The following is a 13,502-nucleotide window of genomic DNA, read 5'->3' as shown; positions in this document are numbered from 1 at the left end:
TTTTCATTGGACAACAAATATAGAATGTGGTTAAAACCTTGAATGTTAACCACGAGTTAAAAGGAATTTTCTAAACGTTAATCTTTTAGAAAGTGTACAATATGTGCTACTTTTGCAAAAAATTAGAGGAATTTATGCTTTCAGTTTCAAATCTTTCTGTCCAGTTTGGTAAAAGAGTACTTTTTGATGAAGTGAATACGACTTTTACCGACGGGAATTGTTATGGGATTATCGGTGCTAACGGTGCGGGTAAATCTACATTTTTAAAAATCTTATCTGGAAAATCCGATCCAACTTCTGGGCATGTTCATTTAGAGCCGGGAAAACGTATGTCGGTACTGGAGCAAAATCACAATGTATATGACGATTACCCTGTTTTAGAGACAGTTTTAAGAGGTAACAAACCGCTTTTTGAAATAAAGACAGAGATCGATGCTTTATATGCAGATTATTCTGATGAAAATGCTGATAGAATAGGGGAGCTACAAGTGCAGTTTGAAGAGATGGACGGTTGGAACGCTGATAGTGCTGCTGCATCATTGTTGTCTAACTTAGGTATTAAAACAGATCTTCATTACACGTTAATGAAGGATCTTGATGGAAAGCAAAAGGTAAGGGTTTTATTAGCACAGGCACTTTTTGGAAATCCTGATGTGCTAATTATGGATGAGCCTACCAACGACCTGGATTATGAAACAATTACCTGGTTAGAAAATTTCCTTGCTAATTATGATAATACGGTAATCGTGGTATCTCACGACCGTCACTTCTTAGATGCTGTTTGTACCCATATTTCTGATATTGATTTTGGGAAAATTAATCACTTTAGTGGTAACTATTCGTTTTGGTACGAGTCTTCGCAACTAGCGGCCAGACAGCGTGCACAACAAAACAAGAAAGCAGAAGAGAAAAAGAAGGAACTTCAGGAATTTATCCAGCGATTTAGTGCCAACGTAGCAAAATCTAAACAGGCTACTTCTCGTAAAAAGATGATCGATAAATTAAATATTGAAGAAATTAAACCTTCAAGCCGTCGCTATCCTGCCATTATTTTTGATAGAGATCGTGAGGCCGGAGATCAGATTCTAAATATCGAAAAGTTAGAAGCATCTATAGAAGGAGAAACCTTGTTTAGCGGAGTAGATATTAACCTTGCAAAAGGAGATAAAGTCGTTGTTTTTTCTAGGGATAGCCGTGCGACAACTGCTTTTTATGAAATAATAAATGGTAGAGAGGAGCCGGTTTCTGGAAAATATAGTTGGGGAGTGACCACTTCACAATCCTATCTTCCGTTAGATAACTCCGAATATTTTGATAATGATCTTACGCTTGTAGACTGGTTAAGGCAATATGCGAAGACCGAAGAAGAAAGAGAAGAAGTTTATATTCGTGGTTTCTTAGGTAAAATGTTGTTTAGTGGGGAAGAAGCTTTAAAAACCAGCAACGTTTTATCGGGAGGTGAAAAAGTGCGCTGTATGTTAAGCCGAATGATGATGATGAGGGCAAACGTATTAATGTTGGATGAACCAACAAACCACCTTGATCTGGAATCGATTACCGCCTTTAATAACTCATTAAAGAATTTTAAGGGCACCGTAATGCTTACCACGCACGATCATGAATTTGCACAAACAGTGGCCAACCGTATTATTGAGCTTACACCAAGCGGAGTAATTGATCGTTATATGACTTTTGATGAGTATATGAGTGATCCTAAAATTAAAGAGCAACGTGATAAAATGTATGCTTAATTTATAGCATTTTATCTTTTTGAAAATATGAAAGCCTGAAGTGAAAACTTCAGGCTTTTCTTTGGCTAAACAAACAAATTTTATCAAAATGATATAACTTGTTTTTCTTTAAAACATTCCGCCGCCCTGGGCTTCATCGTTATCTCTTTGTTTTCTTTTTAATTTTTTGCCGTTATTTCCGCCAAAACGGTAACTAAATCCTACATATATGTTTTGGAACTCGCTTTTAAAAATACCGTTTTGTTCGTAAGGGAGTTTAGCACTAAATCTATATTCCTGAGTTCCAAAGACATCATTAAAGTTTAAACTAAGTGTCGCTTTTTTATCCAGGAAGGTGTATCGTCCACCGATATTTGCAAAAAACACATCCTCATTTTTAAACTGAAGTTCTTCGCTTGGTCCTCGATAAAACCCGAATAATTGTAGTGTTAAATCTTCAGTTACAGTAAAACTATTATTCACTCTTGCAGTGTAAACGGTATTGTCTACTTCAACCTCGCTTGTTCCTACAATTCCGCTTTGTGTTTGTTGGTACAATTCAAAACTTCCATTTGCGCTCCACCAATCGGTAAACTTATAGTTAGAAGAAAGTTCAAAGCCGTACGCATTGGTGTCATCAAAATTGGAATAAGAGATGATAAGACTTGCAGGATCTGATGGATCTTCGTTGATTAATTGATTAATATTATCATTGATATTTCTGAAGAAAACACCACCTGTAAAACTTCCGTTTTTGAGTTTTCTGGTATAATTAAATTCTACGGAGTTCGTGAATTGTGGTTGTAAGTTAGGATTACCTACTACTGTTATTGTGGGGGTACTAACCTCTCTTACCGGGCTTACCTGCCTTAAACTAGGACGATCTATCCTCCGGCTATAGCTTACCTGATAACTATTTTTTTCATTAGGCGTGTAGTTGAAAAATCCTGAAGGATATAAGGTAACATAATCGTCACTAAAAACATTTTCTCCATTTACTTCCGCATCTATGTCGAAGCTTTCTAAGCGTGCCCCAAGCTGATATGAGAATTTTTCAAAAGATTGTCCAAATGTGCTGTATAACGAATAGATGTTTCTGTCGTAATTATAATCTGAATTTTGTGCTGCCGGATTGTTGGTGTCGTAATCCTGCTTATTATTTAATAACCTGGCTTCGGCACCGGCTTCAAATTTGGCCTTTTCACCAATCGGTAGAGTGTAGTCGATATTGGTGATTAAAGTTCCCCGATTTTCGTTTACAGTTTCAGTATAAGGAACAAAGCTTGCATTTTCACTAAAGTCTGCCGCAAAATCTTCATCACTGTCATAATCATTATAATCAGCTTCAAATAATATTTCGTGTCCTTCTTTAGGGAATAAATGCTTGTATGCAAAATTGTAACTCGCATTCAGATTATTCATATCAAGATCTAAAAACTGATCGAAATTATTGGAAGGATTATCCAGGTAAATGGCATTTATCGTTGCATCTACCCCGCCATCATAGATGTTTTGGTTAGTATAAAAGCTAAATGTGTTGTTATCGTCTAAAAAATAATCTACTCCAATTTTATACAAATAAGATGCGTTATCATTTAGCATATCCAAATTTTGTTTAGCATTTCGACCCACCAGATTGATATCATTAATATTTTTTCTTTTGCCAAAATTGCTCCCAAGATTGGCGTACAGGTTTAATTTTCCCTGACGGTAATTCATATCTAAAGAGCCATTAAAACGTGCATTTTCACCATATGTTAATCCGGTGTTTAGGCTACCGTTAAATCCGTTATTGGCATTTTTATGTAAAACGATATTGATAATTCCACTCATTCCCTCGGGATTGTATTTTGCTGAAGGATTATTGATTAATTCTATTTTTTTAATCGAGCTGGAAGGGATTTGTTTTAGCAATTGGGCGGCATTCATATTCGTAGGTTTGCCATCAATTAATATGCGTACGTTAGAGTTACCGCGCAACGCGATATTTCCATCCTGATCTACGTTTACAGAAGGTATGTTATTCATGATATCTGAGGCACTGGCTCCTGCCGTAGTGAGGTCTTTACCTACATTGATTACTTTTCTGTCGATACGCTGCTCGATCGTAGAGCGTTCTCCTACTACTACAACTTCATCCATTTCAGCAACATCTGGGTCTAGGTTGATTGTGCCTAATTCAATAAGGCCACTGTTGCGTATTACCGAAATTTCTCTGCTGAATTTCTTGTAACCAATAAATTGAATGGTTAAAATGTAATTGCCAGATTTTACTTTTTTGATGATGAATGACCCATCTTCTTCAGAAGTTGTTCCGGTGATGATATTGCCTTCAGTATCCTTTAAGCTAATAGTAGCATAAGGAACAGGTTCTTTTAAATGACTATCTATGATAGTACCTGAAATTCTAGCAAAAGCTTCGTTATTTGCGACCGAATTAAGGGTACTTAAGGCAATGATGATGATTAATAATAACTGTTTCATTTTTGATTGATGTTTGGTTTTTGATGATTTTTTACTATACATAATACTTTGTATTACATAATAGGTAAAAATGTATTTCTACAATTTTGATGATTTCTACTATAAAGACGACGCTAAAAAAAGAATGTTACAAAAATCTTGAATTATTTCTGAAAAAAAGTTCGCGCCTTGCAAATAGCGCGAACCTTAACAAGCATTACTATCTTCTAACCATCAAAAAAAAGATAGCAATGACATTTTTAGACTAGTCTTACTATAAAGACTGATAAGTTTAAAACTTGTTACACTAAATTTTAAAAACTATTTTTACTCGATAATCAAGATAGCCGAGGTTGGGATGCCTCGAAATAAAAATTGAATTCTAATAAATGCCTTATGGGCTTAACCTTGAGTTAGTTTACGCTATGAAAAAGAAAACATTAGTGATAGGAGCTTCTACCAATCCTGTACGATATTCCAATATGGCAATCAAGAAACTGGTAAATAAACAACAGCCCGTTGTAGCCTTGGGATTACGGGAAGGAGAAGTGGAGGGAATTAAAATAGAAAAAGAGAAAATAATTTTCTCAGATATTGATACCGTTACCTTATATGTAGGGCCAAAAAATCAACCAGAATATTATGAATATCTGGTAGCGTTACACCCAAATCGCGTCATTTTTAATCCGGGAACAGAGAATCCTGAACTCTATAGAATTTTGAAGCAAAATAATATCGAATTTCAGAATGCCTGTACTTTAGTGATGCTTGGTACGAATCAATATTAAGCCCAAAAATGTAATTGCGCCGTTTACGATGAGTAATTCGTAATTAAATACGTAGCCTCCAAGATATTCAGGAGGAAGATTTCCAAGGATAAAAGTTAAGATGACAGAAACCAAAGATACCATCCAAACCAGGTGATCCTTTATTTGCATTTTGGTGAAAATTCCAAAGGCAAAAAGTCCAAGTAATGGGCCATACGTATAGCTAGCAGCTTTTAAGAGCAGATCGATTACGCTACTATCCAGCAGGTATTTAAATGCGATGATAACTACCACTAAAAGTACACTTATTAAAATATGTGCCCTTTTTCGTATACTGGTTTGCGTGCTGGGTTCACGTTTTTCAATATTCAGGAAATCAACGCAGAAACTGGTGGTTAAACTGGTTAATGCACTATCGGCACTAGAATATGCTGCTGCAATTAACCCCAGTAAAAATATGATCGCAAGACCTATTCCCATTTCAGCATTTAAGGCGATTTCCGGGAAAAGAAGATCGGTTTTTTCTTTTCCGTCAAGTACCGGCACGCTAATTCCGTTTTGTTCCGCATAAATAAATAAAAGTGCCCCCAGAAAAAGGAACAAAATATTCACCGGGATAAAAACCAGACTGTAGGACATTACATTTTTCTGGGCATCTTTTAGACTTTTACAGGTTAAGTTTTTTTGCATCATATCCTGGTCCAGTCCCGTCATACAAATCGTGATAAACATCCCGCCAAAGAATGCTTTCCAGAAATAATCTTTTTCGAGAAAATTGTCAAAATGAAACGTTTCAGTATAGGGAGCAAGTTCTGGTGCGGTAAAAAAGTCGTTAAACGTCCAGTTTAATTCTTGAGAAACAAAGTAAATCGCGATACCTACAGAACCTAACATAAATAGCGTTTGCAGTGTATCTGTCCACACAATGGTTTTAATCCCGCCACGAGAAGTGTAAATCCATATCAATAAAATCGAAAGAATTACGGTAACCACGAAAGGAACATTCCAAGATTCAAAAACAAAATATTGTAATACGGTCGCTACAAGAAAAAGCCTGAATGAGGCTCCTAATACCCTTGATATAAAAAAGAAAAAAGCTCCGGTTTTATAACTTACAACCCCGAAGCGATTATTTAAATACTGATAAATAGAGGTAACATTAAGGCTGTAATAAATAGGTAGCAATACAAAAGAAATTACCAGATAACCAAATAAATAACCCGCTACCACCTGCATATAACTAAATTGGGAATCTCTAACCCAACCCGGTACCGAGATAAACGTAACACCAGAGAGCGAGGCACCCACCATTCCAAAAGCTACAATATACCAGGGAGATTTACCTTCGGCCTTAAAAAAGGCATCGTTGCTATCTTCTTTTCCTGTGAAATAGGATATTAAAAGTAAAACACCAAAGTAAAGTGCGATAAGTAGTACAATATGTATAGGTTCCATAAATACGAATTTAACCAAAACATTTGCAAACTTAGCATATTACTAACTATTTGCATCGGTTTAAAAATTGTAAATTTGCGGCTATGGATTTTTCTTCGAAATTATTGGAGCAGGCTGTAGACCAAATGTCGCAGTTGCCCGGTATAGGAAAACGTACCGCGCTTAGATTGGTATTACACCTTTTAAGGCAACCCGAAGCGCAAACCGAACAACTTACCAAAGCACTTTCTAAACTAAGAGCTGAAATAAAAAGATGCCGAAATTGTTATAATATTAGCGATACCGAGCTTTGTGATATTTGCGCAAATCCCTCCCGTCAGGAAGATCTGGTTTGTGTGGTAGAAGATATACGAGATGTGATGGCGATAGAAAATACAGGACAATACCGTGGGATGTATCATGTTTTAGGAGGTAAGATTAGTCCAATGGATGGCATTGGCCCTTCCCAGCTTACTATTAAACCTTTAATAGACAAAGTGAAAGAGGGTAAGATACAGGAGATTATTTTTGCCCTAAGCAGTACGATGGAAGGAGATACCACTAACTTTTATATTTATAAGCAATTAGAGGGAAGCGGAGTTAAAACCTCTACGATTGCAAGAGGGATTAGTGTTGGTGACGAATTAGAATATGCAGATGAGGTCACTTTGGGAAGAAGTATTACCAATCGTATCCCTTTTGAAAATAGCCTTAAAAGTTAAAAAGCTTTGGATTTCTGCTTTCAGGTTGAAAGATGAAATTGTAATTTTACACAGGAAATTAATTAGAATTGAAGCAAGAATATTTTCAGTGAATTTATATTTTATTGATTTTTTAATATTTAAAAACCTTAATTTTAATTAAATTCGCAAACATAATAATGAAAAATAGCTTTCAAATATAGATATGGCAAAATTTGAACTGAAATTACCTAAAATGGGAGAAAGTGTTGCTGAAGCAACCATAACCAGCTGGTTAAAAGAAGTAGGCGATACCATTGAAGCAGACGAACCGGTACTGGAAATTGCTACAGATAAAGTAGACAGCGAAGTACCCAGTGAAGTAGACGGTAAAATTGTTGAAATACTTTTTGATACCGATGATGTAGTGAAAGTCGGTCAAACGATTGCTATTATTGAGACTGAAGGTGAGTTGGAGCAGGAAGATGATCTTGATTTAGATGAGAACGATGATGAGGAAGATTCCGAAGAAGCAGCACAACATGCTGCGGAAGCTGAAGCCGCTATGGAAACAGCGAAGGAAACTGCGGGAAGTTCAGATTATTCAGATTCAGATCGTTTTTATTCTCCTTTAGTAAAAAATATCGCTAAAGAAGAAAATATTAGCCCTGAAGAATTAGAAACTGTAAAAGGGACCGGTAAAAATGGCCGTGTAACCAAAGATGATATTTTAGCCTATGTAGAAAATCGTAGCAGTAAGCCTAAAGAAACCTCAGGCGCTCATAAATCAGCTTCAAAAACAGATCATTTAGAACCTGCGTTTAAAAATCAGGAAAATGTAGTAGCTTCAGGAGAAGACGAGATTATCGAAATGAGCCGTATGGGTAAAATGATTAGTAAGCACATGATCGATAGTGTGCAAACTTCGGCTCATGTTCAATCTTTTATAGAAGTTGATGTGACCAATATCTGGAACTGGAGAAACAAACATAAAGAGGCATTTCAGAAAAAAGAAGGCGAAAAATTAACCTTTACGCCAATATTTATGGAAGCCGTAGCCAAAGCGATTCGTGATTTTCCATTAATCAATATTTCTGTAGATGGGGATAAGGTGGTTAAAAAGAAAAATATTAATCTTGGTATGGCCGCTGCACTTCCCGATGGTAACCTTATTGTACCGGTAATTAAAAATGCAGATCGATTAAATCTTGTGGGAATGGCCAAAGCGGTAAACGATTTGGCAAATAGGGCACGACAAAATAAACTGAAGCCAGACGATATACAAGGCGGTACCTATACCGTAACCAATGTTGGGACCTTTGGGAGTATTATGGGTACCCCAATTATTAATCAGCCTCAGGTTGGTATACTGGCCTTAGGGGCCATTCGAAAAATGCCTGCGGTTATCGAAACCCCAGAGGGTGATTTCATTGGCATTCGATATAAAATGATTTTATCACATAGTTATGATCACCGAGTGGTAAATGGGGCCCTTGGTGGACAGTTTGTACAGCGAGTAGCACAATATCTAGAAGGATTCGACAAAAATAGAAAATTATAAAATTAATGTATATAAAGAGAAACCGGGATTGCTTTTTATGGGGTGATTCCGGTTTTCTTTTTATATTGCTATAAGAATAAACAAATCTTAAAAAATGGAATTAAAGCTAACAAAACCTATTTGTTTTTTCGATCTGGAAACGACCGGAACGAACCTTGCCAAAGATAGGATTGTAGAAATAGCGATATTGAAAGTATATCCCAACGGAAATAAAGAAAGTAGAACCTGGTTGATAAATCCAGAAATGGAGATTCCAAAAGAAGTCATTGCTATCCATGGAATTTCGAATGAGAAAGTGGCCAACGAGCCTACTTTTAAAGAATTATCCAAGCAAATCTACGATATGATAAAAGGTTGTGATTTGGGAGGTTATAATTCTAATCGCTTTGATATTCCGCTTTTAGCCGAAGAATTATTACGAGCAGATATCGATTTTGATATGAAAAATATGATGGCCGTAGATGTACAAACGATATTCCATAAGAAAGAGCAGCGAACCTTAGGGGCGGCTTTTAAATTTTACTGCGGAAAAGAATTGATAGATGCGCATAGTGCTGCTGCAGATACTGAAGCTACCTACGAAGTACTAAAATCTCAATTAGATAAATACGACGATCTGGAAAACGACATTAAATGGTTATCACAATACAGCGCCCGTAAAAATTTCGCCGATTTCGCCGGATTTATAAGTTTCAATAAAAAGGGGGAAGAAATTTTTTCTTTCGGAAAGTATAAAGGAAAGCTTGTAGAAGAAGTATTAGAAAAAGAACCAGGCTATTTTGGCTGGCTTCAAAATGCAGATTTTCCGCTCTACACTAAAAAGGTACTAACTGCTATAAAATTGCGTAAGTTAAATACCAAACTTTAAATAATGCGCATCCTTCTGGCTTTATTCTTTTTTGTTTCTATTAGCGCTTTTGGGCAAAAAATAAGGGCAGTAGGGCAGGTGGTAGAAGCCGAAACTTTACAGCCTTTACCTTATGTAAATATTGTTCTGGAAAAAGAAAAAAGAGGAATTTCTACAGATAAAGAAGGACGATATTCTTTTGTGGTAAAAGAAATTAGTGACAACGCAAAACTTAAGTTTAGTTACGTAGGTTACCAATCTCAATATGTACAGCTAAAAGATTTAAAGGGAAAGGTGGTAAAATTAAAACCTGCGATAGATCATTTAGCCGAAGTTCACCTTTATAAAATTAAAAGAAAAAAGAGGGAGCGGATTAACGATTTTAAATGGCGGGAAATTATTGGTCTTGGTAATTTTAGCGGAGGCCAATACCCCAGTATTGTAGCTCGTCATTACGATAAACCAGAGAAATTTAATAAGGGTTGTTTTATAAAAGATATTGAAGTACGGTATTTCGAGGTAGAGGAAACGTTTTATGGAAATGCAAAATATCGATTACGAATAATGGCGGTAGACGGTGAAGAAAAGCCTTCTTATGATCTTTTGAGCGATGATCTTATTATTGAAAAGTCACCTAACCAGATTAGGACCAAAATCGATATGATGCCGTATAAAATTCCGGTTCCAGATGATGGTTTTTTTGTTGCTGTAGAACACCTTTTTATACCAGAAAATGCTTATTTTGAGGAGAAAGATTATCGGGTGAATGATACCATTATTTACCATAATGTGAAAATGCGTAAATATGGACCTATTTTTAAGGGAGTGTTAGAAGAAAACAGTGAAGATTTTAATTCATATTATAAAGACACCAATGGATGGCGAAAAATGAACCATTTAGATAACTCGAATAAAGTTTTCTCTGGAAAGCTGCCCGTCCCGGCATTCAAAATAACATTAACAGATTAAAAGAATTGTAGATGAAGCTTATTTGTATAGGTAGAAATTATACCGATCATATTACCGAGTTAGAAAATGAAAAACCAGACGATCCTGTCGTCTTCCAAAAGCCCGATACGGCGATATTATTAAAAAAACAGCCCTTTTTTATTCCAGATTTTTCTAACGATGTGCATTACGAGGTAGAACTTTTGGTGAAAATTACAAGAGTAGGAAAGCACATTCAGCCAAAATTTGCCCATAAATATTATGATGAGATAGGGCTTGGGATCGATTTTACAGCACGTGATCTTCAGGCAAAGTTAAAAGCCAAGGGACTTCCGTGGGAAAAAGCAAAAAGTTTTGATGGTGCTGCGGTGATTGGTGAAAAATGGCTGGATAAAACTCAGTTTTCAGATTTAAACAATATTAATTTTAGTTTAAAAAAGAATGATGAAATTGTACAAAGTGGCAATAGTTCTTTAATGCTATGGAAGATTGACGAACTAATTGCTTATATTTCAACATTCTTTACATTAAAGATAGGAGATGTTATTTTTACTGGAACGCCTGCCGGTGTTGGTCCGGTGTCACCAGAAGATAATTTAACCGGATTTATTGAAGGCGAAGAAATTTTCTCTATAAATATTAAATAATCCCCATGAGTAGCTACGATTTAAAAGATGTAGAAGAAATGGCAGACGGCGATCAGGATTTTATGCTGGTTGTTGTAAAAACCTTTCTTGATGAAATCCCCCCAGATGTCACTGCCATGAATGAGGCTATAGACAGTGACAATGCTAAACTTGCTTATAGCTATGCCCATAAAATGAAACCTAACCTAAAACTTTTTGGGTTACAATTAATGCCACAGATTACCATTATAGAGCAGTGGTCCAAACAGGGAAAGAATAAAGAAGAAGTGCCGGAAGCAGGTAAAATTATTACCGTAAAGGTAGAGCAGGTGTGTAAAGAATTAAAAGAAGATTTTAATCTGTAATGAACGCAGAGATTATAACGATTGGCGATGAAATTCTTATCGGCCAGATTATCGATACCAATTCGGTTTTTATTGCTAAAGAACTTAATAAAATAGGGGTTAGTATTCATCAAATAACTTCGATAGAAGATGAAAGCAACCATATTTTAACCACATTAAGTGAGGCTCAGAAAAGAGCCAATATTGTAATTATTACCGGCGGACTTGGTCCTACTAAAGATGATATTACCAAGAAATGCCTTTGTGAATTCTTTAATGACACCCTAGTTAAAGATGAAGCGGTTTTGGCGCATGTCGAAGAACTTTTTAAAAAGTATATCGACACTCCAATTTCAGATCTTAACCGTATGCAGGCCCTGGTACCCTCTAAAGCCGAAATTCTAACGAATAAATATGGTACCGCTCCCGGGATGTGGTTAAAAAAGGAGGATACCGTTTTTATTTCTATGCCTGGCGTACCTTACGAAATGAAGGCGTTAATGCAGGATGAGGTCATCCCGAGAATTAGGCAGCGTTTTAAAAGACCATTTATTCAGCATAAAACAGTACTCACTTTTGGAATGGGAGAAAGTACTATTGCTGAAAAAATAGCATCGTGGGAAGAAGCCTTACCACCTCATATAAGACTGGCATATTTGCCAAGTCTGGGAAAAGTGCGTTTGCGGTTAAGTACCAAAGGCAGTGATCCCGATAAAATGGAGCAAGAGGTTAATGATCAGATAAAATCGCTAAGTGAGATTATTGGAGATATTATTAAAGGTATAGAGGAAGAAGATCCGATTGAAGTTCAGATTGGTAATCTACTAAAAGAGAAAAATGCGAGCCTTGCCACTGCTGAAAGTTTTACAGGGGGTAGGCTAGCTTCTTTATTTACAGAATATCCCGGCTCTTCAGCATTTTTTAAAGGCAGTGTAGTTGCCTATGCTACTGAAGCTAAAGTGAATATTTTAGGAGTACCAAAAGAACTCATAGAAAAACACTCGGTGGTAAGCAATGAAGTCGCTTGCGAAATGGCTAAAAAAGTGAAAGCTTTATATCAAACCGATTATGCAATAGCGACCACAGGAAATGCCGGCCCGGATAAAGGAGATAGCGATGCCGACGTTGGAACTGTTTTTTTAGCGATTGCTACACCACAACGCGTTTTCGCTAAGGAGTTTAATTTTGGTAACCATCGGGATAAGGTTGTGGGGAAGGCTGTTAATAAATGTATGGAGATGGTTTTGGATGAAATTTATAGCCAGAAATAGGCCGATTTTAGTCAATAATTTAATAGTCAATACTAACGAAAATAATATCGTAAATTTTTTTTACAGAATGTGTTGTGAATTAGGGATAAAAATCGTTAATTTGCACCCTGTTTTGAAATAACGAGATAAAGTATAGAGCAATGTCAAGAGTTTGTGAACTTACAGGGAAAAAAGCGATGGTTGGGAACAATGTTTCTCACGCAATGAATAAGACCAAGCGTAAATTTAACGCTAACCTGGTAAAGAAACGTTTTTTTATTCCTGAAGAGGATAAATGGATCACTTTAAAAGTGTCTACCTCTGCGCTTAAAAATATTAACAAGAAAGGAATCTCTGCCGTTATTAAAGAGGCTAGAGCAAAAGGATTTCTTCAAAAATAATCCTTTACCTATAAAAACAAATTAAGATGGCAAAGAAAGGAAACAGAGTACAGGTTATTTTAGAGTGTACCGAGCATAAAGCTTCTGGTCAGCCAGGTACATCAAGATATATCACTACTAAGAACAAAAAAAATACGCCGGATAGAATGGAGTTAAAGAAATTTAACCCAATCTTGAAAAAAATGACGGTTCATAAAGAGATAAAATAATTTGAGTCATGGCAAAGAAATCAGTAGCAGCATTACAAACAGGATCTAAGAGATTAACCAAAGCTATTAAAATGGTTAAATCTCCTAAAACAGGTGCATATACTTTCGTTGAAGCTATTATGGCTCCTGAAGATGTAAACGATTATTTAAAAAAGTAATCGGATAAAAAATTTATAATTTTTTTAAAAGGCCGTCCTGATTTGTTATCTGGACGGCTTTTTCTTTTTGCGTATATTTACCCC

14 protein-coding genes are annotated in these 13,502 nt (G+C 36.0%); 12 read left to right on the top strand and 2 right to left on the bottom strand.

Annotated features, from left to right (window positions below; all coding sequences use genetic code 11):
* The first annotated feature begins 134 nt into the window (after positions 1-134).
* A complete protein-coding gene (locus L1967_RS04680; RefSeq protein WP_249600568.1) occupies positions 135-1,751 on the top strand; it encodes an ABC-F family ATP-binding cassette domain-containing protein in 1,617 nt (538 codons plus the stop codon).
* Positions 1,752-1,859: 108 nt separating this feature from the next.
* Here L1967_RS04680 and L1967_RS04675 read toward each other — a convergent pair whose 3' ends face one another.
* Positions 1,860-4,214 (bottom strand): TonB-dependent receptor, encoded by a 2,355-nt coding sequence (locus L1967_RS04675; protein ID WP_249600567.1) that lies wholly within the window; start codon positions 4,212-4,214, stop codon positions 1,860-1,862.
* A gap of 404 nt (positions 4,215-4,618) precedes the next feature.
* Here L1967_RS04675 and L1967_RS04670 point away from each other — a divergent pair, with 404 nt between their 5' ends.
* The gene (locus tag L1967_RS04670) at positions 4,619-4,981 is read left to right on the top strand and encodes a CoA-binding protein (RefSeq protein ID WP_249600566.1); all 363 of its coding nucleotides are present in this window, start codon (positions 4,619-4,621) and stop codon (positions 4,979-4,981) included.
* Here L1967_RS04670 and L1967_RS04665 read toward each other — a convergent pair.
* Complete coding sequence (locus L1967_RS04665) at positions 4,952-6,415, bottom strand: sodium:solute symporter (RefSeq protein WP_249600565.1); 1,464 nt, start codon at positions 6,413-6,415, stop codon at positions 4,952-4,954. The genes L1967_RS04670 and L1967_RS04665 overlap by 30 nt on opposite strands.
* An 83-nt stretch (positions 6,416-6,498) precedes the next feature.
* Here L1967_RS04665 and recR point away from each other — a divergent pair, with 83 nt between their 5' ends.
* The 10 genes from recR to L1967_RS04615 all read left to right on the top strand — a co-directional run bounded on the left by recR (position 6,499) and on the right by L1967_RS04615 (position 13,418).
* Complete coding sequence (recR, locus tag L1967_RS04660; RefSeq protein WP_249600564.1) at positions 6,499-7,116, top strand: recombination mediator RecR; 618 nt, start codon at positions 6,499-6,501, stop codon at positions 7,114-7,116.
* A 184-nt stretch (positions 7,117-7,300) separates the two neighbouring features.
* Positions 7,301-8,635 (top strand): dihydrolipoamide acetyltransferase family protein, encoded by a 1,335-nt coding sequence (locus tag L1967_RS04655; protein ID WP_249600563.1) that lies wholly within the window; start codon positions 7,301-7,303, stop codon positions 8,633-8,635.
* Positions 8,636-8,729: 94 nt separating this feature from the next.
* Complete coding sequence (locus tag L1967_RS04650; RefSeq protein ID WP_249600562.1) at positions 8,730-9,503, top strand: 3'-5' exonuclease; 774 nt, start codon at positions 8,730-8,732, stop codon at positions 9,501-9,503.
* Positions 9,504-9,506: 3 nt separating this feature from the next.
* The gene (locus L1967_RS04645) at positions 9,507-10,451 is read left to right on the top strand and encodes a carboxypeptidase-like regulatory domain-containing protein (RefSeq protein ID WP_249600561.1); all 945 of its coding nucleotides are present in this window, start codon (positions 9,507-9,509) and stop codon (positions 10,449-10,451) included.
* 11 nt (positions 10,452-10,462) lie between these two features.
* Positions 10,463-11,077 (top strand): fumarylacetoacetate hydrolase family protein, encoded by a 615-nt coding sequence (locus L1967_RS04640; protein ID WP_249600560.1) that lies wholly within the window; start codon positions 10,463-10,465, stop codon positions 11,075-11,077.
* Positions 11,078-11,082: 5 nt separating this feature from the next.
* Positions 11,083-11,421 (top strand): Hpt domain-containing protein, encoded by a 339-nt coding sequence (locus tag L1967_RS04635; protein ID WP_249600559.1) that lies wholly within the window; start codon positions 11,083-11,085, stop codon positions 11,419-11,421.
* Positions 11,421-12,671, top strand: coding sequence for a competence/damage-inducible protein A (locus L1967_RS04630; protein WP_249600558.1), 1,251 nt, complete (start codon positions 11,421-11,423; stop codon positions 12,669-12,671). The genes L1967_RS04635 and L1967_RS04630 overlap by 1 nt, the downstream gene beginning before the upstream one ends.
* A gap of 140 nt (positions 12,672-12,811) precedes the next feature.
* On the top strand, positions 12,812-13,051 hold the full coding sequence (rpmB, locus tag L1967_RS04625) for a 50S ribosomal protein L28 (protein WP_013070732.1): 240 nt from the start codon (positions 12,812-12,814) through the stop codon (positions 13,049-13,051).
* 26 nt (positions 13,052-13,077) lie between these two features.
* Entirely contained in the window at positions 13,078-13,260 is a 183-nt protein-coding gene (rpmG, locus tag L1967_RS04620) for a 50S ribosomal protein L33 (protein ID WP_013070733.1), read from the top strand.
* An 8-nt stretch (positions 13,261-13,268) separates the two neighbouring features.
* A complete protein-coding gene (locus tag L1967_RS04615; RefSeq protein WP_092541799.1) occupies positions 13,269-13,418 on the top strand; it encodes a DUF4295 domain-containing protein in 150 nt (49 codons plus the stop codon).
* Positions 13,419-13,502: the final 84 nt, after the last annotated feature.

Origin of the sequence: Zunongwangia pacifica (assembly GCF_023499215.1) — a bacterium.
In the GTDB taxonomy this organism is placed as follows: Bacteria; Bacteroidota; Bacteroidia; order Flavobacteriales; family Flavobacteriaceae; genus Zunongwangia; species Zunongwangia pacifica.
The sequence above is the reverse complement of the archived record's forward strand: the minus strand, read 5'-3'. Positions and strand labels throughout refer to the sequence as shown.

Excerpts from the sequence above, each read along its gene's own strand:
- L1967_RS04670 (WP_249600566.1), top strand. The coding sequence starts at position 4,619 with ATGAAAAAGAAAACATTAGTGATAGGAGCTTCTACCAATCCTGTACGA.
- L1967_RS04615 (WP_092541799.1), top strand. The coding sequence starts at position 13,269 with ATGGCAAAGAAATCAGTAGCAGCATTACAAACAGGATCTAAGAGATTA.
- recR (WP_249600564.1), top strand. The coding sequence starts at position 6,499 with ATGGATTTTTCTTCGAAATTATTGGAGCAGGCTGTAGACCAAATGTCG.
- L1967_RS04645 (WP_249600561.1), top strand. The coding sequence starts at position 9,507 with ATGCGCATCCTTCTGGCTTTATTCTTTTTTGTTTCTATTAGCGCTTTT.
- L1967_RS04650 (WP_249600562.1), top strand. The coding sequence starts at position 8,730 with ATGGAATTAAAGCTAACAAAACCTATTTGTTTTTTCGATCTGGAAACG.
- rpmG (WP_013070733.1), top strand. The coding sequence starts at position 13,078 with ATGGCAAAGAAAGGAAACAGAGTACAGGTTATTTTAGAGTGTACCGAG.
- L1967_RS04630 (WP_249600558.1), top strand. The coding sequence starts at position 11,421 with ATGAACGCAGAGATTATAACGATTGGCGATGAAATTCTTATCGGCCAG.
- L1967_RS04655 (WP_249600563.1), top strand. The coding sequence starts at position 7,301 with ATGGCAAAATTTGAACTGAAATTACCTAAAATGGGAGAAAGTGTTGCT.
- L1967_RS04675 (WP_249600567.1), bottom strand. The coding sequence starts at position 4,214 with ATGAAACAGTTATTATTAATCATCATCATTGCCTTAAGTACCCTTAAT.
- L1967_RS04680 (WP_249600568.1), top strand. The coding sequence starts at position 135 with ATGCTTTCAGTTTCAAATCTTTCTGTCCAGTTTGGTAAAAGAGTACTT.
- L1967_RS04635 (WP_249600559.1), top strand. The coding sequence starts at position 11,083 with ATGAGTAGCTACGATTTAAAAGATGTAGAAGAAATGGCAGACGGCGAT.
- L1967_RS04640 (WP_249600560.1), top strand. The coding sequence starts at position 10,463 with ATGAAGCTTATTTGTATAGGTAGAAATTATACCGATCATATTACCGAG.
- L1967_RS04665 (WP_249600565.1), bottom strand. The coding sequence starts at position 6,415 with ATGGAACCTATACATATTGTACTACTTATCGCACTTTACTTTGGTGTT.
- rpmB (WP_013070732.1), top strand. The coding sequence starts at position 12,812 with ATGTCAAGAGTTTGTGAACTTACAGGGAAAAAAGCGATGGTTGGGAAC.